We start from the raw sequence: 25,245 nt of genomic DNA, 5'->3' as shown, positions 1-25,245 counted from the left end.
GCGCAATCGTCTCAGTGCTTGTCTTCCTCGGCATGCCGGTTGCGGATCGCGCGGACGAGAAGCCACATGCCGATGATGACGAAAGGCACCGCGATGCCGGTCGCCGTTTCCGGCTTCACCGGCACGCCAAGCCCGTGCGCCGCCTTGGCGACATAGCCGAAGAGACCGACGACGTAATAGGAGATCGCCGCCACCGAGAGGCCCTCGACGGTCTGCTGCAGGCGAAGCTGCAACCGTGCGCGGCGATCCATGGAATTCAGCAGCGACGTGTTGAGCTGTTCCAGCTCCACGTCGATCCAGCTGCGCAACAGCGCGGTGGCGCGGGCAAGCTTGCGCGACAGGTTGGCCTGCCGCTCCTCGACGGACTGGCAGGTGCGCATGGCGGGCGCCAGGCGACGCTCCAGGAAGAAGCCGAGCGTCTCATAGCCGGGCACGGCGGTTTCCGCGAGTGTGCGGATGCGCTCCTGCACGATGCCGTAATAGGCGCGGCTGGCGCCGAACCGGTAGAGGCTGAGCGCGGCATTCGCCTCCAGTTCCGCGGCAAGGCGCGTGATCTCGGAGAGAAGCGCGTCGGCCTTGTCGCGGGCGTGCTGCTTCATCGCATTGGTGATGCCCGTCAGCCCGTCCTCGATGCGACGGATTTCCGGGGACAGCGACTGGGCGAGCGGCAGGCCCATCATGGCGAGCGTGCGGTAGGTCTCGATATCGAGCAGGCGCTGGACGAGCGCGCCGCGCCCGGCTTCCGTCATGCCCTTGTCGACGACGAGGATCGGCGTCAGTCCGTCGCCGTTCTGGCGGAAATCCGTGACGATGACGCCCTGGCCGTTCTTGATCTCGCTATAACAGAGGCTGGTGGGATCGAAGGTGGCGATCGCCGCCCGCGTTTCCGGCGAATCCGGGCGGATCTCCAGGCGAATGCCCGATATCAGCGTGCCGGGCGGCGAAAAGCTGTCGCCGAACGGGTGGACGGGCACCTCGCCGCCGAAGGTCTCCGGCGCCGGCGCATCCCAGAAATAGGTCGAGAACTCGGTGTGCCGCTCCCAGCGCAGCGTGCCCTGCCCCCAGCTCAGCGCGTGGTGGTTGGAATCGCGGCCGGGCGGCGAGACCCCGCGCGAACGCGACAACTCGCCCATCACGGCGTGATCGACGGCCGAGCCGCCCTCGGTCAGGAATGCAAGCTGGAAAATGACGCGCGGCGACGGCACGAGCGCATACGGCCGTGCATGGATCTCGCCAAGAGCCTGCGCACGCATTGTCGCCTGCGGAAAGGCGAAGCTGCCCTTTGCCATGTCTGCACCTTCCCCTCATGTGCAACAGATCTTTCTTAACAAATGTCAGGGCGCCGGTGATGAGGCGCATTGACGCAGGCCAACGATGAGGATTGGACAAGTTTGTTGACCAGTTTCCGTGTCGGTTGGTACTATCGCGCCGTGACCGAAACCGCGTTCGACCTCTTTGCCCCCATCAGCCATGACCGCACCGCCGACGAGGTCGTGCGGCAGATCGAGCTTTTGCTGCTGGAAGGCGTGCTGCGCGATGGCGACAGGCTGCCGGGCGAGCGCGAACTTTCCAAGCGCCTCGACGTCTCCCGGCCGATCCTGCGCGAGGCGCTGAAGGCGCTGGAAACCCGAGGCCTGCTCATCAGCCAGCACGGCGGCGGCACCTATGTCGCCGATATCATCGGCCAGGTTTTCTCGCCGGCTGTCGTGGACCTCATCGCCCGTCACCAGCGCGCGACCGGCGACTATATCGAATACCGGCGCGAGCTGGAGGGCATCACCGCCGAACTCGCCGCCCGCCGGGCGACGGACTATGACCGCCAGATGCTGACCCGCATCATGGATGCGATGCGGGACGCCCACGCCGGCGGCTCCTTCGACGACGAACTGGAGACGGATGTCGAGCTGCACAACGCCATCGGCGAGGCGGCGCACAACATCGTGCTCCTGCACACGCTGCGCTCCTGCTACCGGCTGCTGGCGCAGGGGATCTTTTTCCATCGCCATCTCGTTTTCTCCTCGCAGGAAGCCCGCGAACACCTTCTCGCGCAGCACGAGGCGATCTACGCCGCCATCATGGCCCGTGACGGAAACGCGGCACGAAATGCCGCTCAGGCGCATATGGACTATATTGCCGTCGCTATCCGCGACGCCGAACGCAGCGGCGAATGGCAACGTATTTCCCAGCTGCGCATGCAAAAGCGCAATCTTCCCGCAAAAGCCTGACTTGCGCTGCAATCTGCGCGCAAGCAAGATATGTCACAAAGCGACTCGACACGCACGTCCCGACACGAGGAATGAAAAAGACCTTGAACATTCTCAGCCGCATCGCAAGCGACGTCCAGCTCATGTTCCGCAGGCCCGTCCGGGAACAGTATGGCGCGCTGTGCTACCGGCTGAAAAAGAAGCGCTCGGCGGTCGAAGTGCTGCTGATCACCAGCCGCGATACCGGGCGCTGGGTCATACCGAAGGGCTGGCCGATGGACGGCAAGAGCGCCGCCGCAGCGGCAGCGCGTGAAGCCTGGGAAGAGGCCGGCGTCAAGGGGGTGATCGCGGACGAGGCGATCGGCGACTATCATTACATGAAGGGCCTGCCTGAAGGGCTGAAGGTCGATTGCCGGGTGCGCGTCTTCGCGCTGGCCGTAGACGACATCTGCAAGAATTTCCCGGAAAAGAACCAGCGGCGCGCCGAATGGGTCGATTGTGCCGAGGCGGCCAACCGCGTTCAGGAGCCGGGCTTGAAGAAGCTCTTCCTCGCCTTCGAGCAGAAAATCCTCTCCGGGCTTCCCCCGATCGCAAAAAACGGCACGACCGGCGCCTGACACGGCCTCCGCCATATTGCCGCCTATGCCTTGAGGCGTTACTGCCTCTCGGCAAAACTGGAGCAGCATGAATGGCCAATTCTCAAGTCCAGCTTCGCAAGCCGACGCTGGACAAGGACCTGGAAAAACTCACCCTCACCGAACAGGCCACGCATTTCGTGCTGCGCTCCTGGACGGGTGCGGGAATTTCACTGGTCTTCCTGCTCCTGACGATGGCCATCGCCCATACATTCGCCACCGGCACGCCCGGCGTTCTCGTCATCGCCGTCACCGCCGCGCTGGCCGCCTACATGGCCATGAACATCGGCGCCAACGACGTGACGAACAATGTGGGGGCGGCGGTGGGCGCCCGCGCTATAAGTATGGGCGGCGCGCTGGCGATTGCAGCCGTGTTCGAGATCGCGGGCGCGCTTCTGGCCGGTCGCGGCGTTGCCGAGACCGTCGCCTCCGGCATTCTCGACCGCGCGAACTTCCCCAGCCCCGAGGTCTTTGCCTGGGCAATGATGGCCTCGCTCGTCTCGGCCGCGATCTGGATCAACATCGCGACCCTCGCCAATGCACCGATCTCCACCACGCACGCCATCATCGGCGGCGTCATCGGCGCGGGTGCCGCGGCAAGCGGCCTGCACAGCGTGCAGTGGGACGCGATGGGGCTCATCGTCATCAGTTGGACCGTCTCACCGATCCTGGGCGGCGTGATTGCCGCGCTGTTCCTGTTCTTCATCAAGGAAACGATCATCTACCGCGAGGACAAGATCGCGGCGGCAAAGACCTGGGTTCCCGTTCTCGTCGCCATCATGGCCGGCGCTTTCTCGGCGTTTCTCGCCACCGGCGGCACAAATGGTTTCTATCATATGCCGTTCGGCACAGCCCTGCTGGTCGGCCTGGCTGTGGGCGTGCTGACCTATTTCGTCACGCGCCCGATCGTGCGCCGGCACGCGGAAGGACTGGACAACCGCAACCAGTCTCTGCGCACGCTGTTTCGTCTGCCGCTGATCTGTTCGGCGGCCTTGCTGTCCTTTGCTCACGGCGCCAACGACGTGTCGAATGCGGTCGGTCCGCTCTACGGCGTCGTCGTGGCGTTACGTGAAAGCAGTGGTTCGGGAAATACCGGCATTCCGCTCTGGGTGATGGTCATCGGCGCCTTCGGCATCTCGCTCGGCCTGCTGCTGTTCGGTCCGCGCCTCATCCGCATCGTCGGCAGCGAGATCACCAAGCTCAACCCGATGCGCGCCTTCTGCGTGGCGCTCTCCTCCGCCGTGGCGGTGCTGACGGCATCGGCCTTCGCCATTCCGGTCTCCTCGACGCATATCGCCGTCGGCGCCGTCTTCGGGGTCGGCCTGTTTCGCGAATGGTACACCCGCAATTCGCAGCGCCGCATCGACTATATCCGCAGCCGCGGCAACGGCATCGCACCCGAAGAGCCACCCGCCAATCCCGACGAGACACGCCGCCGCTATCTGGTTCGGCGCTCCCACTTCATGACGATCGTCTCCGCCTGGATCGTGACGCTGCCGATCTCGGCGGTGCTGTCCGCACTCGTCTTCCTCGCCCTCAACGCCGTGTTCAGCTGAGAGACCGATCATGCGTGCCAATTACCGGATGCAGCGCCTCTTCGTGAACGATGCGCTTGCGGCGGACCAGCCGTTCGAAGCCTCCAAGGACCATTTTCATTACCTGACGAACGTGCTGCGCATGGGCGAAGACGACGCGGTGCTGCTGTTCAACGGGCGGGACGGGGAATGGCGCGCCACGCTGTCCTTCCCCACCCGCAAGCGCCTCGTGCTGACCCCCGTCGAACAGACGCGCCCGCAGCCCGCCCCTTGCGACCTGCATTACCTGTTCGCGCCGCTCAAGGTCGGGCGGCTGGACTATCTCGTGCAGAAGGCGGTGGAAATGGGCGCCGGCGTGCTTCAGCCGGTGATGACCCAGCACGTGCAGGGCAAGATCACCAATCTCGAGCGGCTGGAGGCGAATGCCGTGGAGGCCGCCGAACAATGCGGCATCCTGGCCATCCCACGCGTTGCTGCCCCCCGCAAGCTGGACGATCTCATCTCCGACTGGCCGAGGGACCGCCGTATCATCTTCTGCGACGAGGGGCATGGCAGCCAGAACCCCTTGGCCGTCCTGCGTGACATCAAGGAGCGCAAGCTCGCCCTTTTGGTCGGCCCCGAAGGCGGGTTTTCGGACGAGGAACGCACGCTGCTGCGGGGGCTGGATTTCGTGACGCCCATTCCGCTCGGCCCGCGGATCCTGCGCGCCGATACCGCGGCCGTCGCGGCGATGGCCGTGATCCAGGCGACCATCGGCGACTGGGAATGATTTTCCTCGAAAGTCGAATTGGTTTTTTTGAATCTGCCTTGAAAGGAATTCGCTTGCACCGCATTTAATTCCGGTTCAAGCACCCTCCCAAGGCCCTGCGGTTCTGCCGGGCATATCCGTTCAGAAGAAGACGCCCATGGCCCGTGACACCACCGACCAGACGCCGATCCGCACCGTTGCGGAAATGGCGGACTATCTCGCCGCCGGCAACAAGCCGAAGGAGAAGTTCCGCATCGGCACCGAGCACGAGAAATTCGTCTTCTTTACGGCCGACAACAGCCCCGTTCCCTATTTCGGCGATGCGAGCATTTCCGCACTGCTCAACGGCATGCAGGCCAAGACCGACTGGGAGCCGATCATGGATGCCGGCAACATCATCGGCCTTGCGGAACCCTCGGGCATGGGCGCGATCTCGCTGGAGCCGGGCGGCCAGTTCGAGCTGTCGGGCGCGCCGCTTGAAAACCTGCACCAGACCTGCAAGGAATCAAACCAGCATCTCGCCACGTTGCGCGAGATCGCCGAACCGCTCGGCATCCGCTTCCTCGGCATGGGCGGCAGCCCGAAATGGTCGTTTGCCGAAACGCCGCGCATGCCCAAGAGCCGCTACGACATCATGACCCGCTACATGCCGAAGGTCGGCAGCCAGGGCCTGGACATGATGTACCGTACCTGCACGATCCAGGTGAACCTCGATTTTTCCTCCGAAGCCGACATGCGCCGCAAGATGCAGGTGTCGCTGAAGCTGCAATCGCTCGCGACCGCGCTCTTCGCCTCCTCGCCCTTCACCGACGGCAAGCCGAACGGGCTCCTGTCCTGGCGTGGCAATATCTGGCGCGACACGGACAACAACCGCGCCGGGCTCATTCCCTTCGCCTTCGCGCCGGATTTCGGCTTCGAGGACTATGTGACCTGGGCGCTCGACGTGCCGATGTATTTTATCGTCCGCGACGGCAAGTACCACGACTGCACGCATGTCACGTTCCGCCAGTTCATGGCGGGTGCGCTGAAGGGCGAGGTCGCGGATTACGAGCCGAATTTCGGCGACTGGACGAACCACCTCTCCACGCTGTTTCCCGATGTGCGCCTCAAGCGGTTCCTGGAAATGCGCGGCGCCGATGGCGGCCCGTGGCGTCGCATCTGTGCGCTGCCCGCCTTCTGGGTGGGTCTGCTTTATGACGACGGCGCGCTCGACGCCGCCGAGGCGCTGACCCGCGACTGGACCTTCGAGGAAGTCTCGGCGCTGCGCGACGCGGTGCCGGCGCAGGGGCTGCGCGCCGAATTCCGCGGCAAGCCGCTCTTCGATGTCGCCCGCGAGGTCCTCGCCATCGCCCGCCAGGGACTTGTCGCGCGCGCACGCCTGAATGGCGATGGCGTCGACGAAAGCGTGTTCCTCGCACCGCTCGACGAAGTGCTGGCCAAGAAGGCGACGCTCGCCGAAGACATGCTGGCGCTCTACCATGGCCGCTGGAACGGCTCCGTCGAGCCGGTCTTCAGCGAGTACCAGTACTGACATCACGCCAGAAAGCGGTTTGCGCGGCGGAAATTCCCATTATACTCAAGGCGCATACACGCCTGCCAGGGGAAGGGTCTCGCCGATGCAATCGCTCTACGACATGATCATGCAGGCCCAGAACGGCAACGCGGTGGAGATCATGGCGCGGCAGTTCGGGCTTGCGCAGGAGCAGGCGGCGAAGGCCGTCGCCGCGCTGATGCCGGCCTTTTCCGAGGGCTTCAAGCGCAACGCCGCAAACCCCTACGACATGGCCGCCTTCATGAAGGCGCTGACTACGGGCGAGCACGCCAAGTATTTCGAGGACGTCTCCAAGGCCTTCACGCCGCAGGGCCTTGCCGAGGGCAACGGGATCCTCGGCCACCTCTTCGGCAACAAGGACGTGTCGCGCGCCATCGCCGCGCAGGCCGCGCAGATGACCGGCATCGGGCAGGAAATCTACAAGCAGATGCTGCCGGTCATGGCCAGCACGCTGATGGGCGGCCTCTTCAAGCAGTCCTTCGCCCCGTTCTTTCCCGGCGCGCCGGCCGGCGCCGCGCCCGCCAACCCCTTCGCCGACATGATGCAGCAATGGGCCGAAGCCTCAGGCCTCGCGAAGAAACCCGAGCCGGCGAACCCCTTCGACAATCCCTTCACGCAGGCCGCGCAGGAGTTCTTCGGCACGAAGAAGGAAGCGCCTGCCGCCAATCCCTTCACCGACAATCCCTTTGCGAAAGCTTTCCAGGACATGATGGCCGGAATGGCGGGCCAGCCCGCGGCAAGCGAGAAACCGCAGGAACCGAACGCTGCCCCGGCCGATGCGCTCAAGTCGCTCGTCGGCACGATGTTCGATACCGGGCTGGAAATGCAGAAGGACTACCAGCGCAACGTCGAGGCGATCTTCGAGACGATGCGCAACGGCATGGACAGCGAGAGCAGCAAGGCCTGACGGGCTTGAGGCTGCCCTGAAGTAAGGGGCGGCAGCTCTCGGCCCCGCCCCGACCTTCACCGCGAACCTTACGCCGCAGCCCGCGTCCGCGCCGCATCGGCGGGCAGGTTGAAGCGTTCGACGATGGCGGCCAGCGCGCGCGTATCGCCGGCGAGGCCGGACATGCCCGCCGCGGTCTCGGAAACCGCCTGACGGTTCTGCGCCGTGACCTGCTCCATCTCGTTCATCGACCGGCTGATATCGCCGAGGCTGGACGATTGCTGGTTGGCGGCGGCGGCGATCGAGTGGATGTGGTCGCTGATGCGGGTGACCTGCTCGGCGATGCCCGAAAGGGCCGACCCGGCCTGCTGCACGAGATCGACGCCTTTCGCGACTTCCGTGCCGGATTTGGTGATGAGCGCCTTGATGTCCTTGGCGGCATTGGCCGAGCGCTGGGCGAGTTCGCGCACCTCCTGCGCCACGACGGCGAAGCCCTTGCCGGCCTCACCCGCGCGCGCCGCTTCCACGCCGGCATTGAGCGCCAGCAGGTTCGTCTGGAAGGCGATCTCGTCGATGACGTTGATGATGCTGGAGATCTCGCGCGAGGCGCCCTCGATCCGCTCCATGGCGGCCACCGCATCGGTGACGACGCCGCTCGACAGGTCCGTGCTGCGCTTGGCGTCCGTCGCCATGCGCGATGCTTCGTCGGCGCGCTCGGTGGAATTGCGAATGGCCTCCATCATCTGGCCCACGGCGCCGGAGGTACGCTCCAGTGCTGCCACCTGGCTTTCCGTGCGCTCGGCGATGTCGCGGGCGGCGGCATCGACATGCACGACCTTGCCGTCGATCGAGCGCGCGCTGGAGGAGACGGCGGCAATGGTTTCCGCAAGGCGGCGGACCGAGGTGTTGAAATCGGCGCGCAACTCATCCAGCCCGTCCGCGAACGTACGGTCGATGACGGTCGAGAGGTCCCCGACCGACAGGCGCTCCAGCGCCGCACCGAGTGTGGCGACGGCTTCCTGAACCTCGCGCTGCTGGGCGGCCTTGGCCGCCTCCTGCGCCGCCTGTTCGCGGGCGGACGAGGCGCGCGCTTCGGCGGTCGACCGTTCGAGCGCGTCCTTTTCCAGCGCGGCGGTGCGGAAGACGGCGACGGAGCGCACCATGTCGCCGATCTCGTCGGCGCGGCCTTCCTTCGGCAGGTCGATCTGCGTGTTGCCGGCCGCAAGCGCCGTCATCGCCTTGACGAGCTGGTGGATGGGGCGCGTCAGGGCGCGCGAGAAGATCGTGGCCGCGAGGATGGCAAGCGCGATGATGGCGGCGGTGACGCCGAGCACGATGAGCGTGCCGCGCATCAGGCCGGCGGTCGCCTCCGCCCGGCTGATCTTCGCCACGACGGACCATTCGGCACTGCCGAAGGACAGCGGTGCCGCGGCGGCAAACAGTTCCGTCCCCGTCGCATCGGTGATCGTGCCGTGGGTTTCGCTGCCGACGGGCAGGTTCGTGATGTCGAGGCGAACCTTCAGCGCATCGTATTCGGGCGTGCGGGGGGCATCCGTGAGCACCATGCCGTCAGCGCGCACGAGCACGGTTTCCCCGGTTTCGCCGAGGCCCTTGCTGTTGGCGAAGATCGTGTCGAGCTTGGCGTTCGGCACGCGGATCGCCATGATGCCGAGCGTGCGGCCGTTCATGGTGATGGGCGCTGCCAGAAACGCTGCCGGCGCGCCGCCGAGGGCCGCATATTCGGCGAAGTCGGAAAAGACGGCCGACCCCGGTTCCTTGAGCGCCATGGCCTGGGTGAAGGCCAGCGCCAGACCGCTGTCCTTGTAGGGGCCGTCAGCGAGGTTCGTGCCGAAATCCTCAGCCTTGGCCACCGAATAAAGCACGTTGCCCTTGGGGTCGATCATGTAGATATCCGCATAGCCGAGCGATTCGAGATGCTTGCGGAAGGTCGCGTGATACTGCTTGTGCGACCGGTCGAAATTGTCCTTCTTGGCGGTATCGAGCAGGTAGCGCTCGGACGGCGGGTTCGGATTGTCGGCGATGTAGCGCTTGTGCAGCTCCTTCGAGGGCTCCGCGCCCAGCGCCCCCCAAGCACCGGCGAACCCGTAGAAGGCCTGCGTGGTCGGCATGGCGCTCGCCATGCTGATGAGGTCGAGCTTCATGCCCTCCAGATAGGCGCGGGCTTCGTTGCGCCGGCCGTCCGCCGTCGCCTCCAGCTTCTGCATGACCTGGTCCGTCACCGTTTCGGCGCTGACGATCAGTGAGACCGCACTTGCGGCGCCGATGGAAAGCAGCGTGAGCACGGCCGCGGCAAGGGGCAGTTTCCGGGAAATCCGCATGACGATCCGTCCAATAGAAAACGAGGCGGTGACCCGGTTCATCCGGAGGGCAGGCGGCATCATGCCCGTGGAGCGCTCCACGACTGCTGCGCAGACGGTATCCAAGTGTGGTTTACTTTAGGTAAAGCCGATCTCCGGGCCGAGGACATGAAAAAGCCCGGCGCGGACCTTGGGAGTCGCACGCCGGGCAAGCAGCAGGGTTATTGGCTCTCACCCTGCGGGGAAGTCTGGCGGCGCCCTCGCGAAAGAGGGCGTGGCCGGGAGAAATCAGTCCAGGCGGCCGGCGCGCAGGTGACGGCGGGCGCGTTCGCGCGAGGCAAGCGTCAGGTGCAGGCCGGCATCGGAGAAGAACGAAGCAGCCCGCACGGCGTGCACATCACTGCGGCGCAGCCCCATGTCCAGAAGCTGGTGGTCGTCGAGCTCGTTGAGCCGGTTGACCATGCGGTGATTGCGCCAGGCGCGGAAAAATCCGAAGACGGCCGTGCGGACACGCGCCAAGAAGGTCGGGACCGGGCGGCGTGCTGCAGTCGTCTCAATTTCAAAATTACGGTCGATCATGCGCATGGCACTTCTCCTTTCCGGCGCAGCGGTCCATCATCTTCGATGGGGTTTCGCAGGACGCCAATGATCGTTCGCCATCCGCAGGGGATCGGACGGCGGTTCGGGGTCTCGGTCTCATAAGGGACGCCCGCGGGAGGTCGAAGCGAGCGGCATATCTGCCGAACGAAGGCCCGGCGGACGGAGCAATCGTTCAACAATTGCTTTTTCGCAGAATCCCATTGATCAGTCCAACGAATGTTTCTAATAGTATCAATCAAACAATCTGATGAGTTTATCCATGTCCGCTCCGCTCGACATTGACCAGCTGCAGACCTTCGTCTCGATCGCAGATACCGGGAGCTTCACACGCGCCGCCGAGCGGGTGTTCAAGACCCAGTCGGCCGTCTCCATGCAGATGCGCCGCCTGGAGGAGCGCATCGGCAAGCAGCTCTTTATGAAGGATGGCCGCGGCAACCGGCTGACGGCGGAGGGCGAACGCCTGCTCAACTATGCCCGGCGGATGCTGCGCCTCAACAACGAGGCCATCGCCGCCTTCGATGACAACCGGCTGGAAGGCATGCTGCGCATCGGCACGCCCGACGACTATGCCGACCGCTACATGCCCGAGATCATCATGCGGTTCGCCAAGACGCATCCGAATGTCGAGCTTTACATCGTCTGCGAGCCCTCGGTGGACCTGGCCGAGAAGATGGCGAAGGGCGAGCTCGACATTGCGCTCGTCACTCACAATCCGCGCCAGCGCCATTCCGACGTCGTGCGCACCGAGCCGCTCTGCTGGGTGATGTCGGCGAACCATCCGCTGCCGGAAAACGCGCCCGTGCCACTTGCCGTGGGGCGGCGCGACTGCCAGTGGCGGCAGATCGCCTGCGGGGCGCTCGATTCGGTGGGCCGTGACTACCAGGTCCTGTTCACCAGCTGGTCGTCGACCGTCGTCGCCGCCGCCGTCATGGCCGGCATGGCCGTGTCGGTCTTGCCGGAATCGGCGCTGCGCCCGGGCATGAAGGTGCTGACGCAGGCGGACGGCTTTCCGTCTCTCGCGCCGGTGCAGATCGGCATCATGCGCCGGCCGGGCCTGTCGCCGTCGCTGTCCAACGCCATTACCAGCCATATTACAGCGTGCCTCGACAACATCACGCCACTGGCCGCCGCCGAAGACCTCACGGATGCCGAAGTCAAAGTGTTTCCGCGCCTTCCGCGGCATCGGCCGGGACAGATCCTGCCCGGATGGTAACGCAGCTTCCGCTTGATGGCGCCCCTCTCGTCAAGAACGGGCCGACCGGTGTCACCACCCGGCTCGCGCGCGACGACGAGGCGGAAACGCTCTGCCAGATCGAACGGTCGGCCGCGCAGGCCTTCCGGCTGATCGAAGCCTTCTCATGGCTTTCGGTCGGGGATGTGCAGAGTGCCGAAACGCATCGCAGGCTGACCGCCGCCGGCACCAACTGGGTGGCGGCGGACGACGGCGACCGGCCGCTCGGTTTCCTGAGCGCGGAAATCGTCGACAGCGACCTTCATATCTGCGAGGTCTCGGTGGGCCACCTTCATCAGGGCTTCGGCCTTGGCCGCAGGCTGATCGAACACGCCATCGAACATGCCGCGGCGCGTGGTCTCGAGGCGGTGACGCTCACGACCTTCCGCACCATTCCGTGGAACTGCCCGTTTTACGAGCGTCTCGGCTTCCGCATTCTGGAGGACGGCGAACTCTCGCCGCGCCTGCTCGAACTCATGGACCGCGAGGATGCCGACGGGCTTTCGCGCGACACGCGGTGCGCGATGCGGCTGGACGTCAGCGCCTGAAGACGGCGCCGGGACCGGCGCCGCCTGTATCAGGTGAAGGCGAGCCAGATACCGAGCCACGCCCACAGGGCCATCAGGACGAAAAGGCCGGCAATGAACAGCGGCCGACGGTAGCGCAGGCGGTTGCTCGTGACATGCACCCAGGCATGGGCATAGCGCAGGGCCACGAACAGCCAGCCGCCCGCCACCGTCACCGGATTGTCGGCATCGACCAGATAGAGAAGGATGCTGACGGCGTAGAAGAGGACCGGCAGTTCGAACTGGTTGGCGATGGCGTTCTTGACGGTGAGGCTTTCGGCCGGCTCCTCCCGGTTTTCGCGGAACTGCTCCGCACGGGCGGTACCATTGCGCACGGCGCCGATGCGGCGCGAGGAGAGCAGGACATAGAGCGCGAAGACGAGCGCGACATGCGCGATCATCGGCCAGATGGTGGCTTCCGTGGGAGACATGAAAATCCTTTGGCTTGTCGTATCGTCCCGCGTTCATAGGCGGTTATGGCCAGGGCCTCAACCCGCAGCGGCCGATCCGACAAGCCGAAAGCATGATCCTACTGGGGCGTCAGGGTCTCCGAACCGGAACCGTCCTTGCCGCTGATCGTCCAGGCGCCTTCGAGCGAGCCGTCGGCCTTCACCTCGTAGACGATGAGCCCGACCGCGTCTTCCAGCACATAGGCGGCGGCAAATGCATTGTCGTAGAGCATGCAGATGCCGTTCGACGTGACGGCACCGGTGTTCCATTCGATGGCGCAGGTCGTCTCGCTCGTCAGCGTGATCGTCGCCGTGCCGCTATAGGCCGAGCCGTCGAGGTTCGTGCCCTCGACATTGTAGGTGCCGGCATTGACGGTTTGCGCGTGAACGGGCGCGCCCAGCGCAAGGCCGAGAAGCACGCCAGCCAGAATTGTTTTCATGATGTCCCCCGAGGAGCAGCGAGATTGCCGCTATTTCATCCTATGCGCATACATGCAGGAACGGAAAGGAAGAACGGCGTCAAATACGAAAATGCCCGGCGAAGCCGGGCATTCTCATTCTGGCGTCTGAACGTGCGGATCAGACCGCGCCCGGGTAATTCGGGCTCTCGCGGGTGATCGTCACGTCATGCGCGTGGCTTTCGCGCAGGCCAGCGCCGGAGATGCGCACGAAGGTGGCGCGCTCCTGATATTCCTTCAGGTCCTTGCCGCCGACATAGCCCATGGAAGCCTTCAGGCCGCCGGCGAGCTGATGCAGAACGCCGGAGACCGGACCCTTGTAGGGCACCTGGCCCTCGATGCCCTCGGGCACGAGCTTCAGCGTATCGCGCACTTCCGCCTGGAAGTAACGGTCCGCGGAGCCGCGCGCCATGGCGCCGACCGAGCCCATGCCACGATAGGCCTTGAAGGAGCGGCCCTGGTACAGGAACACTTCGCCCGGGCTTTCATCCGTGCCGGCCAGCAGCGAGCCGACCATGACGGCCGAGGCGCCGGCGGCGATGGCCTTGGCGAGGTCGCCGGAGAACTTGATGCCGCCATCGGCGATGACGGGGATGCCCTGGGCCTGCGCGGCCTCGACCGACGACATGATGGCCGCGAGCTGCGGCACGCCGACGCCGGCGACGATGCGCGTGGTGCAGATCGAGCCCGGGCCGATACCGACCTTGACGGCATCCGCACCGACATCGATCAGCGCCTTGGTGCCGTCTGATGTCGCGACATTGCCGGCCATGATGCGCACGGAATTCGAGAGCTTCTTCACGCGGCCGACGGCATCGAGCACGCGCTGCGAATGACCATGCGCGGTATCGACGACGATGAGGTCGATGCCGGCATCGATCAGGCGCTCGGCGCGTTCGAAGCCGTCGTCGCCGACCGAGATGGCGGCGGCGGCGCGCAGGCGGCCCTGCGAGTCCTTCGAGGCATTCGGGTTGAGCTGCGACTTCTCCATGTCCTTGACGGTGATGAGGCCGACGCAGCGGCCGTCGCCATCGACCACCAGCAGCTTCTCGATGCGGTGGCGGTGCAGGAGGCGCTTGGCTTCCTGCTGGTCGACCGTTTCCTTGACCGTGATCAGGTTCTCACGGGTCATCAGTTCGTAGATCTTCTGGGCCGGATCGGAAGCGAAGCGCACGTCGCGGTTCGTCAGGATGCCGACGAGGCGGCCGGCCTTGCCGTTGCCGCCGTTCTCGACGACCGGGATGCCGGAAATGCCGTGCGCCTTCATCAGCGACAGCGCCTCGGCCAGCGTGGCGTCGGGGCCGATCGTGACCGGATTGACGACCATGCCGCTTTCGAACTTCTTGACCTGGCGGACCTCCTCGGCCTGCTCGGCGGGCGTCAGGTTGCGGTGGATGACGCCGAGACCGCCGGCCTGCGCCATGGCAATGGCGAGACGGCTTTCCGTGACCGTGTCCATCGCGGAGGAAAGAATGGGCAGGTTGAGTTCGAAATCGTGGGCGATGCGGGTGGCGATATTCGTCTGGCCCGGCATGACCTCGGAGTGACCGGGTTGCAGAAGGACGTCGTCGAAGGTCAGGGCTTCGAGACCGGTTGCCGTTTCAATGATGCGCGCCATGGGCCAAGTTCCTTCAGGGTAAAGCTTACGCACCAAGGGGAACATTGGGAGTTGTCCGCCTCGGTCGCTTGCAAGAAATTCTTGGAAGTTGGCGAGGGCTGGTAACACGTTCATGACGGATTGCAAATAGCAAAATGCCCGGAATCGCTTCCGGGCATTGCGCGTATCCCGAAGGTGTCGCTCAGATGTCGAACTGGTAGCTCGCCGGCACGAAGCGATAGCCCTCGCCCACCGTCTCGACGAAACCGACGGCCGGAAACGGCATGTGATAGCCGATGAAGGGAAGTCGGTCGGTCGCGATCATGTCGAAGACCTTCTTGCGGGTCGCGGCGGCCGCCGCCTTGTCCATGTCGAAACGGACTTCCCAGGTCGGCCGCTGCAACGAAAGCACATAATGGTTGGCCGTGTCGGCGGTGAGCATCAGCGCCTTGCCCTCCGATTCCACGCGGAAGATCATGTGGCCCGGCGAATGGCCGAAGGCATCGAGGCCGGTGATCCCGGGCACGACCTCGCCCTCGTTCTCGATGAAGGTGAGCTTTTCGGCCAAAGGCTGCACCTTCGCGAGAACGCCCTGATGGCCCTGTTCGGCCGGCGTGCCCATCCGCTCCGGATTGACCCAGAAATCGTATTCGGTTCGGCCCGTGACATAACGCGCATTGGGGAACGCCGGCTTGCCGCCCTCCAGAAGCCCGCCGATATGGTCGCCGTGCATATGGGTGATCACGACCACCGACACCTGATCGGGCGTGTAGCCCGCATATTTGAGGCCTTCGAGAAGGCGGCCCATGCCGGCTTCGCGCCCGCCCTCGCCCATGCCGGTGTCGAACAGCACCACCTCGGAGCCGGTATCGACCAATGCGGGGGTGAAGCTGTTGGCGAAGCTGTCGGCGGGCAGGAAGTTTTCGGTGAGCAGCGTGCCGACCGCATCAGCGGACTGATCGGTGCCGAAGGTCTCGTTGGGCGCGCCGGACGGGCGTATGCCGTCGCGCACCGTGAGGATACGGAAGCTGCCGAGCTTGAGGCTTCGCGCCTGGAGCGGGCTCACACGCATGTCGGTCGCCTCTTCTGCGGTCTTGGTCTGTGCGGTTGCGGCTGCCCGGCCGAGCAGCACGGGTGCGGCCAGCGTACCCACACCTGCGGCCAGGAACAGCGTCCGGCGCGAGATGGTCGAAGGATTTCCCATGGTTGTTCCTCTTTCATGCATGAAGGGCCTGGGCAAGAATGCCACGGCGAAAGCTAGGGCGCTCTCACATTCCGGTCCCGCCCTATCACGCGCTTGTGATGCCTGCGCGCGGCCGCCTGCGATTTGACAGAACGCAGTACGAGGCGCAGATATTGCCGGATGTTTCGGCTTGGCACTCCAGATGCACAGCCGCCGCCCTGCCCGCCGGGTCCGCCCGGGACCTCGCACGCGACATACCGATGAACCGTATCGTTCCGCTTATCCTTGCCGTCGCGCTCTTCATGGAGCAGATGGATTCCACCGTCATCTCCACCTCGCTGCCGGCCATCGCCGCCGATCTCGGCGTGGGGCCGATCACGCTCAAGCTCGCGCTCACCGCCTACATGGTGTCGCTCGCCACCTTCATTCCCCTGAGCGGATGGATGGCGGACCGGTTCGGGGCCAAGCGCGTCTTCCGCCTCGCCATCCTGGTGTTCGTCGCAGGCTCCATCCTCTGCGCGATCTCCGGCAGCCTGCTGTCCTTCGTCGTCGCGCGCTTCCTGCAGGGCATGGGCGGGGCGATGATGACGCCGGTGGCGCGCCTCGTCCTGGTGCGCAGCACCTCACGCTCCGAACTGGTCTCGGCCATGGCGCTGCTGACCATCCCCGCACTGGTGGGGCCGCTCGCCGGCCCGCCGCTCGGCGGCTTCATCACCACCTATTTCACCTGGCACTGGATCTTCCTGATCAACCTGCCGGTCGGCATCATCGGCTATGTGCTGTCGGGCATCTACCTGCCCGAGGTCGAGGCGACACCGCCACCGCCGCTCGACTGGATCGGCTTCCTGCTCAGCGCGATCGCGGCCTCCGGCACGATCTTCGGCCTTTCCGTGGTGAGCCTGCCCGCCCTGCCACCCATCATCGGCATCGCCGCCACCATCGCCGGCATCGTCTGCGGCGTGCTCTATGTGCTCCATGCGCGCCATCATCCAGCACCGTTGCTCGACCTCAGGCTCTTCCGCGACAGCGCGTTTCGCGCCGCCGCCATCGGTGGCACGCTGTTTCGCATCTCCGTCGGCGCGGTGCCCTTCCTCATGCCGCTGATGCTGCAGGTGGGCTTCGGGCTGACACCCTTCGAATCCGGCCTCGTCACCTTCACCGGCGCGATCGGCGCGATCACCACCAAGTTCATGGCAAAGCGCGTGCTGGTCTATGCCGGCTTCCGCACGACGCTCATCGTCGCCAGCATCTGCGGCGCGGCGCTGACCTTCGCCAACGGGCTGTTCACGCCGGCCACCCCGTTCTGGTTCATGGCCGGCGTTCTGCTCATCGCCGGGCTCGCCCGCTCGCTGTTCTTCACCAGCGTGAATGCGCTCTCCTTCGCCGACATCGCGGATGCGGATGCGAGCAAGGCCACGTCGATGAGCGCGGTCATCCAGCAGATCAGCCTTGCCATGGGCGTTGCGGTCGCCGGCGCCATTCTGGAAATCGAGACGACCCTCACCGGCTCGCCGCTCGAACTCGCAGACTTCCAGATTGCCTTCATGATCATTGCCGGGCTGACGCTGCTGGCGGTGCTACCGTTCATTTCCATGGCTAAGAATGCCGGGGAATCCGTCTCCGGTCACAAGCTGAAAGCGGTGGAAGAGGAAACGGTGGGCGTGAAGTAGCGCGCTCAGACAGGTTTTTCGCACACGGCGACGAGCTTGTTGCCATCGGGATCGCGCACGAAGGCCGCATAGAAGCTGGCGTGGAACGGCCGAAGTCCCGGTGCGCCCTCATCCGTGCCGCCTGCCGCGAGCGCGGCCGCGTGGAAGGCATCCACCGAAGCCCGGTCCGGCGCCTCGAAGGCAATGGTGGCGCCGTTGCCATAGGTCGCCGGCTCGCGGTTGAACGGCTCCACCACCCAGAAGCGGCAGCGCACGTCGCCATCCGCCCCATAGCCGATCTCGCCTTGCGCCTCCTTCTGCCTGCCATAGCCGATGAGCGGCAGGATGGCGTCGTAGAAGCGGCCGGCCCGTTCGAGATCATTCGTGCCGACGGTGGTGTAGAGAAGCATCAGGCGTCCGCTTCGGCCGCGTCGCTCGTTTCAGGCGCCTTGCGGCCCTTGAAGCCCTTCGCAAGCAGGAACATTTCCACCGATTCGGCGCGCGAGGCGCCCGGCTTCACATGGATGACCTGCCGGAAATTCTGCTTGAGCATGTTGAGCAGGTCGCGCTCCGTGCCGCCCTGGAACGTCTTGGCCAGGAAGTGACCGCCCTCTGCCAGCACCTCGACGGCGAAATAGGCCGCGACCTCGCACAGATGCATGGTGCGCAGATGGTCCGTCTGGCGGTGGCCGGTCGTGGGCGCCGCCATGTCTGAAATGACGAGGTTCGGCGTGCCGCCGACCGCCTCGATAAGCTGCCGCGGGGCATCGGGATCGAGAAAGTCCATCTGCAGGATGCGCACGCCCGGCAGCGGATCCATCTCCAGGAAGTCGATTGCCGCGACGCGCGGATCGGCATCGGTGGAATTCGTCACCTTGGCGGCGATCTGCGACCAGCTGCCCGGCGCGGCGCCAAGGTCGATGATGCGACGGGCACCTCCCAGAATGTTGTGCTTCTCGTCGATCTCCAGCAGCTTGAAGGCCGCACGGGCGCGATAGCCCTCCAGCTTGGCGCGCTGCACATAGGGATCATTGATATGGCGCTCCAGCCAGCGGCGCGAAGAGGCCTTCAGCTTGCCCTTCTTGACCTTCTGGCCGATCTTTCGGCCGATAGGGGGCTTTGTCATGATGCCTGTCCTTCGGGCTTTGCCGGATTGCGCGGGCCGGCGCGATGATTGCGGCGATGGCGACCGCGGCGCCACACGCCGTCGTCGGCCATCATGTCGGTGAGCAGGCCTTCCCGCAAGCCGCGGTCGGCCACGCGCATGCGCCGCGACGGCCAGCGCTTGCGGATCGCCTCGAGGATCGCGCAGCCGGCGAGAACGAGATCGGCCCGGTCGGGCCCGATGCAGGGATTGGCGGCGCGCGCGTTGAAATCCCAGGAGAGCAGCCGCGCCTGCATGGCCGTGACCTCATCGTCCGAAAGCCACACGCCATCGACACGGCGGCGGTCGTAACGCGGCAGATCGAGGTGCACGCCGGCCAGCGTCGTCACCGTACCCGAGGTGCCGATGAGATGGAAATCCTCCGGCGCATGCACGATATCGCCGGGGCAATCGAATTTCGCCAGCATGCCCTCGACCTCCGAGACCATGCCCTGGAAGCTTTCCGGCGTCACGTCGCGCCCGCCATGACGCTCGGAGAGCGTGACGACGCCGACGGGCAGCGAGGTCCAGTGCGTGATGTGATTTGCAAGCCGGCTGGACCGGTTTTCGCCGATGCGGATGACGGCGATTTCCGACGAACCGCCACCGATATCGAACAGCACGACGGACTTCGCCTCGCGCCCGACAAGCGACGAGCAGCCCGAGACCGCAAGCCGCGCCTCGGTCTCGCGGTTGATGATTTCAAGATCGAGGCCGGTCTCTTCCTTCACCCGCACGAGGAAGACCTCGCCGTTTTCGGCCGAACGGCAGGCCTCGGTGGCGATGAGGCGCGCGCGGCGGATATTGCGGCTCTTCAGCTTGGTGGCGCAGACCTTGAGCGCCTCGACGGAGCGATCCATCGCCTCCTCGGAAAGCCGCCCGCTCGCGCCCAGCCCTTCCCCGAGCCGCACGATGCGCGAGAAGGCATCCACGACGCGGAACTGCCCGGGCCGCGTGGGCTGGGCAATGAGAAGCCGGCAATTGTTGGTGCCGAGGTCGAGGGCCGCATAAAGCGGCATCTCGAAGCCGTCACGCTCGCCGCCACGGGTTGCAAAAGCCGTATCGCGCCGCGGCTCGTGCGTGGTGGCAGGGCGTTGCTCGATGAAGGCCTGCGCGGCCGGCTGCACGACGGCGCTGCCGGGCACCGGCTGCGATACACGCGCGGAGGCCTTCTTTCCGCGATGCTTGCGGCGGTTTCGCCGGCCTTCGGCATGGCGCTCGTCGGGATGCGGCGATTCGCTCTGCCCCACCGGGACAAGCGGACGCACATTCTCGCCACCGGCGACCTTGCCGTGCCTGCGGCGCTTGTTGCGGCGCGCATTGCTGCTGCCACCGGGGGCGGACTGGGGGCGCTCGGCGGTTCCGGTCGAACCGTCCACCTGGCCTGCGGACAGGGAGGCGACAGAGGGAGCTGTGGCGCCCTTCTGCTTTCCCTTGCGACGGCGCGACCGCTTCGGTCGCCCCGCATCACCCGCAACTCGCGCCCCGGAAACGGACGGCTTTTCGCCGCTGTCGGGGTCGTTCACGTTACTGCCTATGGCGCCGCGCAAAGCCTTGAAGCTGCAAGCAGGCGCTCTCTCGATCTTCGTTGGGGCGACATTACCAGCGCGCGCCCCGTTCGCCAAATTCTTTTTGTGACGCCACGACGACAGCCCGCCCGGTCACGCGCCGGACCGCGTCCCCCATACCCATGCCGCCGGCGACGCCGTCACGATTTTCCGGAAAAAACCATTTGCATCTCGCCATCTTTTGTTTATAAGCCCGCCTCACAGGCGCCGGCCAAGCCGACCCGCCATGCTGGGGAATAGTTCAACGGTAGAACGACGGACTCTGACTCCGTTAATCTTGGTTCGAATCCAGGTTCCCCAGCCAATCTTCCTCCCGAAAATCATATCAGAGAACCTTGGCTTCGGACCTGCCGTGCTCGGCGGAACGGTCGTTGCGCCTTCTCCTCTGCCGGATCGGCAAATCACGCCATATCGGCCTTGCCTGCGCAGCGGGGCGTGGTTATTTTCCCTGCGGAAATCATGAGGGAAATCAAGCATGTCGACAGTCAGGAACCTTGTCATTGCCGCCGTCGTGGGTGTTGCCGTGGGAGCGGGCAAGATGGCGTATGACACGTGGCGCGGTGCGGAATGGGAGGTTTCTCCCCAGCAGATCGCGCAGGCCCAGGCTGAGGGCAAGACGGGGCTCGAGACGCGGCCCGGCACCGTGGCCTACCGGCCGATCCGCAGCGAGACCGCGGACCTTCTGCCCGTTGAATGGGCGCTTTACGGGCTGGGTGCGGCCGCGCTGACCCTCTTCTCGCTTCGAAAGAAAAAGGCCGCCTGATGCGGCGCGCCTGGGTTGTGGCCGGCGCGGTGCTGCTGGCATCGCCCGCACTGGCAAACTGCGTTCCGCCCTGGCAGACGCAGTTCGCCTGCGCCATTGATCATCGCCGATCTTCCCAGCATCCGGCCTTGAACGCTGCTTGCGGCGCTCTTGCTCGATTCCTAATAAACAGGTGGACCGGCGCGGACGTGCCTCTTGTCAGCGCAGGCGCCGGCTGGCACGTTGTGGTTGCCTGATTCACAACAGCGTAGAGGGAAGCCCATGGCACACAAGTTTGAAATCTACAAGGACAAGGCCGGCGAGTTTCGTGTTCGCTTCAAGTACAACAGCGAAGTGATGTTTTCCACGGAAGGTTATTCCAGCAAGGCCAGCGCACAGAACGCCATCGATTCGATCAAGAAGAATGGTCCCGACGCGCCGGTGGAAGACAACACCGCACCCAAGGCCTGATCGGCCCGTTTTTGGAAAGCCCGCCACCGGCGGGCTTTTTGCCGTTCAGAAGGTCGGCGGCGTGCAGGCGCTGATGACCTCGCAAGGCACCGGGCCGACGCAGCGGAAGCGATGCGGACGCCGACTTTCGAAGTAATAGGCATCGCCCGGCCCGAGGATGCGCCGCTCGTCATCCACGGTCACTTCGAGGCGGCCCGACAGCACGATGCCCCCCTCCTCGCCGTCGTGCACCAGCGGCACCTTTCCCGTATCGGCGCCGGGCTGGTAACACTCCTTCAGGATCTGCAGACTGCGGCCGAAGAGGTTGTCGCCCAGCTGCCGGTAGGAAATGCCGCCCTTGCCGATCTCCGTCAGTTCGTCCGCGCGGTAGAAGGCCTTCTTCGGCCGGTCCGGTTCGAAGGCGAAGAATTCCGCAAGGCCGATCGGGATGCCGTCAAGAATGCGTTTCAGGGCGCCGACGGACGGGTTGGACGCGTTCGATTCGATCAGCGAAATGGTGGAATTGGTGACACCGGCGCGCTTGGCGAGTTCGCGCTGGGAAAGGTTGTGGGCCATGCGCAGGTAGCGCAGCCTGCCCCCGATATCGACCGACATGGCCTCCGCCTGTTCTATATGTTCGAAATAGCGAAACTCTCTCTTCCTCCATCCTTTCTTTTCAATCGCTTGGCGTCAAGAAGAAAAGGACTTGTTCGGCCTTGCAAATCATGGCGACAATCCCGCCAGCCAGAGCATTTCCGACATGCTCTTCCTTTCGATTTTCGCAATTCCGGTGGTGCGCCGTTGCGCCCTTGCCGGATCCGCCCCTGGAGGACTTCGCCATGAACGTGCACAACAAACCCAATGCGCCGGTGCTCGACAGCTACTGGATGCCCTTTACCGCCAACCGCCAGTTCAAGGCCGCGCCGCGCCTGCTCGCCGCCGCCGAAGGCATGTACTACACCAGCAGCGACGGTCGGCAGGTGCTGGACGGCACCGCGGGCCTGTGGTGCGTCAATGCCGGCCATGGCCGCCGGCAGATCGCGTCCGCCGTGGAGCGTCAGCTGACGCAGATGGATTTCGCGCCCTCCTTCCAGATGGGCCATCCCATCGCCTTCGACTTCGCCGAGCGGCTGGCCGAAATCGCGCCCGGTCCTGATGGCGCCAAGCTCGACCGTGTATTCTACACGGGCTCCGGCTCGGAGTCGGTGGATACGGCGCTGAAGATCGCCATCGCCTATCAGCGCGCCATCGGCCAGGGCACGCGCACGCGCCTGATCGGCCGCGAGCGGGGCTATCACGGCGTCGGCTTCGGGGGCATTTCGGTGGGCGGCATCGTCAACAACCGCCGCGTCTTTCCGCAGCTTGCCGGTTCCGACCACCTGCGCCACACGCATGACCTCGCCAGGAATGCCTATGTGAAGGGCCAGCCGGAGCATGGCGCGGAGCTTGCCGACGATCTGGAGCGCCTCGTCGCGCTGCATGGCGCGGAAACCATTGCCGCCTGCATCGTCGAGCCGGTCGCCGGCTCCACCGGCGTGCTGATCCCGCCGAAGGGCTATCTCGAAAAGCTGCGCGCGATCTGCGACAAGCACGGCATCCTGCTGATCTTCGACGAGGTCATCACCGGTTTCGGCCGTCTGGGCGCAGCCTTCGCCACCGACTATTTCGGCGTGACGCCCGACCTCGTGACCACGGCCAAGGGGCTCACCAACGGCGCGATCCCGATGGGCGCGGTGTTCTCCAGCCGCAAGGTGCACGACGCGCTGATGCACGGCCCGGAAAACGCCATCGAACTCTTCCACGGCTACACCTATTCCGGCCATCCCGCCGCCTGCGCCGCGGGCATCGCCACCCTCGACATCTACCGTGACGAGGGCCTCTTCACCCGCGGTGCGGAGCTGCAGGACGACTGGCATGCGGCGATGCATTCGCTGAAGGGCCTGCCGCATATCATCGACATCCGCACGATCGGCCTCATCGCCGGCATCGAGCTTGCCGCGCGCGACGGCGCACCGGGCGCGCGTGCCTATGATGTCTTCGTGGATTGCTTCGAGAAGGGCCTGCTCATCCGCGTGACCGGCGACATCATCGCGTTTTCGCCGCCGCTGATTGCCGAGAAGACGCATTTCGAGGATATCGTCTCGATCCTCGGCGATGCGCTGAAGCGCGCGGCCTGAGCTTTCCTGCGCGGGAAACGCTGTTATATGTGGGCCCGTCATCAGCACGGGCCCTTTTCATGTCAGCAGCCGGCAAGCGCGCACCCAAACTCATCTTCCGCCTCCAGTTCGAGCCGGAGGGTCGCATCGGGCGCGGCAAGATCGAACTTCTTACGCATATCCGGGCAACCGGCTCGATTTCCGCCGGCGGCCGGGCGATGGACATGTCCTATCGGCGCGCGTGGCTTCTGGTCGACGAGATGAACCGCCTGTTTCGCGAACCCGTGGTGGAATCGCAGCGCGGCGGCAAGCAGGGCGGCGGCGCCGTGCTGACACCGTTCGGCGAAGCGCTGATCGCGCACTACCACACCATGGAGAAGAAGGCGGAAGCGGCCCTTGTCGACGATATCGGCTGGATCGTCACCCACTTGGCGGAGTGATCGCCACCGGCGTTCTGAGTGAAGATCAGCGCGCCACTGCCTGTGGGCAGCAGTATTACCTCAAACAAAAAACATTGGATCTCCGGGACGATGCGTCAAAAGGCGTCAGGGAAATACACTCTTAAATTGAAGCGTAATGCTTGATTAACAGGCTGCGTTTAAGAGGGTCAGAGACCTTAATTCACCGTTCTCTCACGTCCTTTTGGCCATGGAGGCGATAAGGCAGCATGGAGATTCGCAGATGAACCCGCTTTTCAAGAGAATCTTTCGTAAGGACAAGCTTGCGCGCGTCGCGGTGGAGCGTCTGACGGAACCACTGCACATCAACCTGGCGTCGTTGTTCGTCGCCGGCTTCGGGAGCTTTCGTTGCAAGGTCGACTTCGATCTGGTGATCCGCCCGCAGTATGCTTTCCCGATCCTGCGAGCTGCCGACCTCGCCAACGAGTGGGGCTATAAGCGCCTGACCCTGCTGGAATTCGGTGTTGCAGCGGGAGCCGGCCTTCTTAATATTTGCCGCATTGCAAAGCAGGTCACCAAGGTCACGGGGGTGGAGTTCCGGATTGTGGGTTTCGACACGGGCACCGGCATGCCGGAGCCGGTCGACTACCGCGATCTGCCGGAAGCCTATGCTGCGGGTGACTTCCCGATGGACTCTGAACGGCTCCGCGAAAACCTGCCCGCCAATTGTGAACTGATCCTGGGGCCGATCACCGAGACGCTGCCGGCCTTCCTGCGCACGGTTGGGGCGGATGCACCCATCGGTTTTGCCTCGATCGACGTCGATTATTATTCCTCGGCCAAGGATTCACTGGCCGTCTTCGCCGATTCGCCGGAGAAGTATCTGCCGCTTGTGCCGGTCTATCTGGACGATGTCGGTGACATCACCGTGAACCCGTGGGTTGGCGAATGGCTGGCCGTGAACGAGTTCAACGACGAACACGCTATGCGCAAGATTGCACCTTGGAACATGCTGCGGGCGCGGCGGGTTTGCAAGAATGCAAAATGGATCGAGCATATCTACGGCGTACATGTGCACGACCATGCGATCCGCACACCGGGAACGCAGACCCGGACCCGTCGCACCGCCGATAACGAGTTCATTGGCGTCAGCTTCGGGAACAAACCGGCCTGACC

At 64.8% G+C, this 25,245-nt stretch carries 25 protein-coding genes and 1 tRNA gene; 15 read left to right on the top strand and 11 right to left on the bottom strand.

The window, feature by feature from the left end:
• Positions 1-11: 11 nt before the first annotated feature.
• Positions 12-1,289 carry a DUF3422 family protein gene (locus GR158_RS08050; protein WP_160870677.1) on the bottom strand — a complete coding sequence of 426 codons (1,278 nt, stop codon included), beginning with the start codon at positions 1,287-1,289 and terminating at the stop codon, positions 12-14.
• A 141-nt stretch (positions 1,290-1,430) separates the two neighbouring features.
• Between GR158_RS08050 and GR158_RS08045 the strand changes: the two genes are divergently transcribed.
• The 6 genes from GR158_RS08045 to GR158_RS08020 all read left to right on the top strand — a co-directional run bounded on the left by GR158_RS08045 (position 1,431) and on the right by GR158_RS08020 (position 7,581).
• Positions 1,431-2,225: a FadR/GntR family transcriptional regulator gene (locus GR158_RS08045; RefSeq protein WP_134649041.1), complete on the top strand. Its 795-nt coding sequence runs from the start codon at positions 1,431-1,433 to the stop codon at positions 2,223-2,225.
• Between the two features lie 83 nt (positions 2,226-2,308).
• Positions 2,309-2,821: an NUDIX hydrolase gene (locus GR158_RS08040; RefSeq protein WP_134649042.1), complete on the top strand. Its 513-nt coding sequence runs from the start codon at positions 2,309-2,311 to the stop codon at positions 2,819-2,821.
• Positions 2,822-2,892: 71 nt separating this feature from the next.
• Entirely contained in the window at positions 2,893-4,395 is a 1,503-nt protein-coding gene (locus GR158_RS08035) for an inorganic phosphate transporter (protein ID WP_160870676.1), read from the top strand.
• Between the two features lie 10 nt (positions 4,396-4,405).
• Positions 4,406-5,143: a 16S rRNA (uracil(1498)-N(3))-methyltransferase gene (locus GR158_RS08030; protein ID WP_160870675.1), complete on the top strand. Its 738-nt coding sequence runs from the start codon at positions 4,406-4,408 to the stop codon at positions 5,141-5,143.
• A 136-nt stretch (positions 5,144-5,279) separates the two neighbouring features.
• Positions 5,280-6,653, top strand: a complete 1,374-nt coding sequence (locus tag GR158_RS08025; RefSeq protein ID WP_134648986.1) for a glutamate--cysteine ligase — start codon at positions 5,280-5,282, stop codon at positions 6,651-6,653.
• 85 nt (positions 6,654-6,738) lie between these two features.
• Positions 6,739-7,581, top strand: coding sequence for a DUF937 domain-containing protein (locus tag GR158_RS08020; protein WP_160870674.1), 843 nt, complete (start codon positions 6,739-6,741; stop codon positions 7,579-7,581).
• A gap of 68 nt (positions 7,582-7,649) precedes the next feature.
• Here GR158_RS08020 and GR158_RS08015 read toward each other — a convergent pair whose 3' ends face one another.
• On the bottom strand, positions 7,650-9,899 hold the full coding sequence (locus GR158_RS08015) for a methyl-accepting chemotaxis protein (RefSeq protein ID WP_160870673.1): 2,250 nt from the start codon (positions 9,897-9,899) through the stop codon (positions 7,650-7,652).
• Between the two features lie 267 nt (positions 9,900-10,166).
• Positions 10,167-10,463, bottom strand: a complete 297-nt coding sequence (locus GR158_RS08010; protein WP_160870672.1) for a DUF1127 domain-containing protein — start codon at positions 10,461-10,463, stop codon at positions 10,167-10,169.
• A gap of 274 nt (positions 10,464-10,737) precedes the next feature.
• Here GR158_RS08010 and GR158_RS08005 point away from each other — a divergent pair, with 274 nt between their 5' ends.
• Both GR158_RS08005 and GR158_RS08000 read left to right on the top strand, forming a co-directional pair.
• A complete protein-coding gene (locus GR158_RS08005) occupies positions 10,738-11,691 on the top strand; it encodes a LysR substrate-binding domain-containing protein (RefSeq protein WP_160870671.1) in 954 nt (317 codons plus the stop codon).
• On the top strand, positions 11,685-12,257 hold the full coding sequence (locus GR158_RS08000) for a GNAT family N-acetyltransferase (protein ID WP_160870670.1): 573 nt from the start codon (positions 11,685-11,687) through the stop codon (positions 12,255-12,257). The genes GR158_RS08005 and GR158_RS08000 overlap by 7 nt, the downstream gene beginning before the upstream one ends.
• Positions 12,258-12,286: 29 nt before the next feature.
• On the opposite strand, the gene GR158_RS07995 is transcribed toward GR158_RS08000, so the two are convergent.
• The 4 genes from GR158_RS07995 to GR158_RS07980 all read right to left on the bottom strand — a co-directional run bounded on the left by GR158_RS07995 (position 12,287) and on the right by GR158_RS07980 (position 15,983).
• On the bottom strand, positions 12,287-12,706 hold the full coding sequence (locus tag GR158_RS07995) for an MAPEG family protein (RefSeq protein WP_134648992.1): 420 nt from the start codon (positions 12,704-12,706) through the stop codon (positions 12,287-12,289).
• 98 nt (positions 12,707-12,804) lie between these two features.
• A complete protein-coding gene (locus GR158_RS07990) occupies positions 12,805-13,164 on the bottom strand; it encodes a hypothetical protein (RefSeq protein ID WP_134648993.1) in 360 nt (119 codons plus the stop codon).
• 139 nt (positions 13,165-13,303) lie between these two features.
• Complete coding sequence (gene guaB / locus GR158_RS07985) at positions 13,304-14,800, bottom strand: IMP dehydrogenase (protein WP_160870669.1); 1,497 nt, start codon at positions 14,798-14,800, stop codon at positions 13,304-13,306.
• 181 nt (positions 14,801-14,981) lie between these two features.
• Positions 14,982-15,983, bottom strand: coding sequence for an MBL fold metallo-hydrolase (locus GR158_RS07980; RefSeq protein WP_160870668.1), 1,002 nt, complete (start codon positions 15,981-15,983; stop codon positions 14,982-14,984).
• A 239-nt stretch (positions 15,984-16,222) separates the two neighbouring features.
• Between GR158_RS07980 and GR158_RS07975 the strand changes: the two genes are divergently transcribed.
• Positions 16,223-17,632, top strand: coding sequence for a DHA2 family efflux MFS transporter permease subunit (locus GR158_RS07975; RefSeq protein ID WP_160870667.1), 1,410 nt, complete (start codon positions 16,223-16,225; stop codon positions 17,630-17,632).
• A gap of 5 nt (positions 17,633-17,637) precedes the next feature.
• On the opposite strand, the gene GR158_RS07970 is transcribed toward GR158_RS07975, so the two are convergent.
• From GR158_RS07970 to GR158_RS07960, 3 genes are read right to left on the bottom strand one after another with little or no spacing between them, the layout of a single operon-like run.
• Complete coding sequence (locus GR158_RS07970) at positions 17,638-18,021, bottom strand: VOC family protein (RefSeq protein WP_134648997.1); 384 nt, start codon at positions 18,019-18,021, stop codon at positions 17,638-17,640.
• Positions 18,021-18,737, bottom strand: coding sequence for an RlmE family RNA methyltransferase (locus GR158_RS07965; protein WP_134648998.1), 717 nt, complete (start codon positions 18,735-18,737; stop codon positions 18,021-18,023). Before GR158_RS07965 ends, GR158_RS07970 begins: the two co-directional genes overlap by 1 nt.
• On the bottom strand, positions 18,734-20,281 hold the full coding sequence (locus tag GR158_RS07960) for a Ppx/GppA phosphatase family protein (RefSeq protein ID WP_160870666.1): 1,548 nt from the start codon (positions 20,279-20,281) through the stop codon (positions 18,734-18,736). The genes GR158_RS07965 and GR158_RS07960 overlap by 4 nt, the downstream gene beginning before the upstream one ends.
• A 272-nt stretch (positions 20,282-20,553) precedes the next feature.
• On the opposite strand from GR158_RS07960, the gene GR158_RS07955 reads away from it, so the two are divergent.
• The 3 genes from GR158_RS07955 (at position 20,554) to GR158_RS07945 (ending at position 21,536) form a co-directional block, all read left to right on the top strand.
• Positions 20,554-20,627, top strand: a tRNA-Gln gene (locus tag GR158_RS07955).
• Positions 20,628-20,798: 171 nt separating this feature from the next.
• Positions 20,799-21,086, top strand: coding sequence for a hypothetical protein (locus GR158_RS07950; protein WP_134649000.1), 288 nt, complete (start codon positions 20,799-20,801; stop codon positions 21,084-21,086).
• A gap of 261 nt (positions 21,087-21,347) precedes the next feature.
• Complete coding sequence (locus tag GR158_RS07945; protein ID WP_134649001.1) at positions 21,348-21,536, top strand: YegP family protein; 189 nt, start codon at positions 21,348-21,350, stop codon at positions 21,534-21,536.
• A 45-nt stretch (positions 21,537-21,581) separates the two neighbouring features.
• Here the strand turns inward: GR158_RS07945 and GR158_RS07940 are convergent, their stop codons facing one another.
• Positions 21,582-22,130 (bottom strand): cupin domain-containing protein, encoded by a 549-nt coding sequence (locus GR158_RS07940; RefSeq protein WP_134649002.1) that lies wholly within the window; start codon positions 22,128-22,130, stop codon positions 21,582-21,584.
• A gap of 224 nt (positions 22,131-22,354) precedes the next feature.
• On the opposite strand from GR158_RS07940, the gene GR158_RS07935 reads away from it, so the two are divergent.
• From GR158_RS07935 to GR158_RS07925, 3 genes are all read left to right on the top strand, one after another.
• Positions 22,355-23,692: an aspartate aminotransferase family protein gene (locus GR158_RS07935; protein ID WP_160870665.1), complete on the top strand. Its 1,338-nt coding sequence runs from the start codon at positions 22,355-22,357 to the stop codon at positions 23,690-23,692.
• Positions 23,693-23,751: 59 nt separating this feature from the next.
• Entirely contained in the window at positions 23,752-24,111 is a 360-nt protein-coding gene (locus GR158_RS07930; RefSeq protein WP_160870664.1) for a winged helix-turn-helix domain-containing protein, read from the top strand.
• Between the two features lie 241 nt (positions 24,112-24,352).
• A complete protein-coding gene (locus GR158_RS07925; RefSeq protein ID WP_202402199.1) occupies positions 24,353-25,243 on the top strand; it encodes a hypothetical protein in 891 nt (296 codons plus the stop codon).
• Positions 25,244-25,245 lie beyond the last annotated feature (2 nt).

Source organism: Shinella sp. AETb1-6 (assembly GCF_009826875.1).
Lineage (GTDB): Bacteria > Pseudomonadota > Alphaproteobacteria > Rhizobiales > Rhizobiaceae > Shinella > Shinella sumterensis.
Note: the sequence above shows the minus strand (reverse complement) of the source record. Positions and strands in the feature narration are given on the sequence as shown.

Bases quoted from the DNA above. Each gene is read 5' to 3' on its own strand.
- GR158_RS07935 (WP_160870665.1), top strand. From the start codon at position 22,355: ATGAACGTGCACAACAAACCCAATGCGCCGGTGCTCGACAGCTACTGG.
- guaB (WP_160870669.1), bottom strand. From the start codon at position 14,800: ATGGCGCGCATCATTGAAACGGCAACCGGTCTCGAAGCCCTGACCTTC.
- GR158_RS07980 (WP_160870668.1), bottom strand. From the start codon at position 15,983: ATGGGAAATCCTTCGACCATCTCGCGCCGGACGCTGTTCCTGGCCGCA.
- GR158_RS07940 (WP_134649002.1), bottom strand. From the start codon at position 22,130: ATGTCGGTCGATATCGGGGGCAGGCTGCGCTACCTGCGCATGGCCCAC.
- GR158_RS08015 (WP_160870673.1), bottom strand. From the start codon at position 9,899: ATGCGGATTTCCCGGAAACTGCCCCTTGCCGCGGCCGTGCTCACGCTG.
- GR158_RS08025 (WP_134648986.1), top strand. From the start codon at position 5,280: ATGGCCCGTGACACCACCGACCAGACGCCGATCCGCACCGTTGCGGAA.
- GR158_RS07925 (WP_202402199.1), top strand. From the start codon at position 24,353: ATGAACCCGCTTTTCAAGAGAATCTTTCGTAAGGACAAGCTTGCGCGC.
- GR158_RS07970 (WP_134648997.1), bottom strand. From the start codon at position 18,021: ATGCTTCTCTACACCACCGTCGGCACGAATGATCTCGAACGGGCCGGC.
- GR158_RS07930 (WP_160870664.1), top strand. From the start codon at position 23,752: ATGTCAGCAGCCGGCAAGCGCGCACCCAAACTCATCTTCCGCCTCCAG.
- GR158_RS07950 (WP_134649000.1), top strand. From the start codon at position 20,799: ATGTCGACAGTCAGGAACCTTGTCATTGCCGCCGTCGTGGGTGTTGCC.
- GR158_RS07990 (WP_134648993.1), bottom strand. From the start codon at position 13,164: ATGAAAACAATTCTGGCTGGCGTGCTTCTCGGCCTTGCGCTGGGCGCG.
- GR158_RS07945 (WP_134649001.1), top strand. From the start codon at position 21,348: ATGGCACACAAGTTTGAAATCTACAAGGACAAGGCCGGCGAGTTTCGT.
- GR158_RS07965 (WP_134648998.1), bottom strand. From the start codon at position 18,737: ATGACAAAGCCCCCTATCGGCCGAAAGATCGGCCAGAAGGTCAAGAAG.
- GR158_RS07975 (WP_160870667.1), top strand. From the start codon at position 16,223: ATGAACCGTATCGTTCCGCTTATCCTTGCCGTCGCGCTCTTCATGGAG.
- GR158_RS08005 (WP_160870671.1), top strand. From the start codon at position 10,738: ATGTCCGCTCCGCTCGACATTGACCAGCTGCAGACCTTCGTCTCGATC.
- GR158_RS08035 (WP_160870676.1), top strand. From the start codon at position 2,893: ATGGCCAATTCTCAAGTCCAGCTTCGCAAGCCGACGCTGGACAAGGAC.
- GR158_RS07995 (WP_134648992.1), bottom strand. From the start codon at position 12,706: ATGTCTCCCACGGAAGCCACCATCTGGCCGATGATCGCGCATGTCGCG.
- GR158_RS08030 (WP_160870675.1), top strand. From the start codon at position 4,406: ATGCGTGCCAATTACCGGATGCAGCGCCTCTTCGTGAACGATGCGCTT.
- GR158_RS08020 (WP_160870674.1), top strand. From the start codon at position 6,739: ATGCAATCGCTCTACGACATGATCATGCAGGCCCAGAACGGCAACGCG.
- GR158_RS08000 (WP_160870670.1), top strand. From the start codon at position 11,685: ATGGTAACGCAGCTTCCGCTTGATGGCGCCCCTCTCGTCAAGAACGGG.
- GR158_RS08010 (WP_160870672.1), bottom strand. From the start codon at position 10,463: ATGCGCATGATCGACCGTAATTTTGAAATTGAGACGACTGCAGCACGC.
- GR158_RS08050 (WP_160870677.1), bottom strand. From the start codon at position 1,289: ATGGCAAAGGGCAGCTTCGCCTTTCCGCAGGCGACAATGCGTGCGCAG.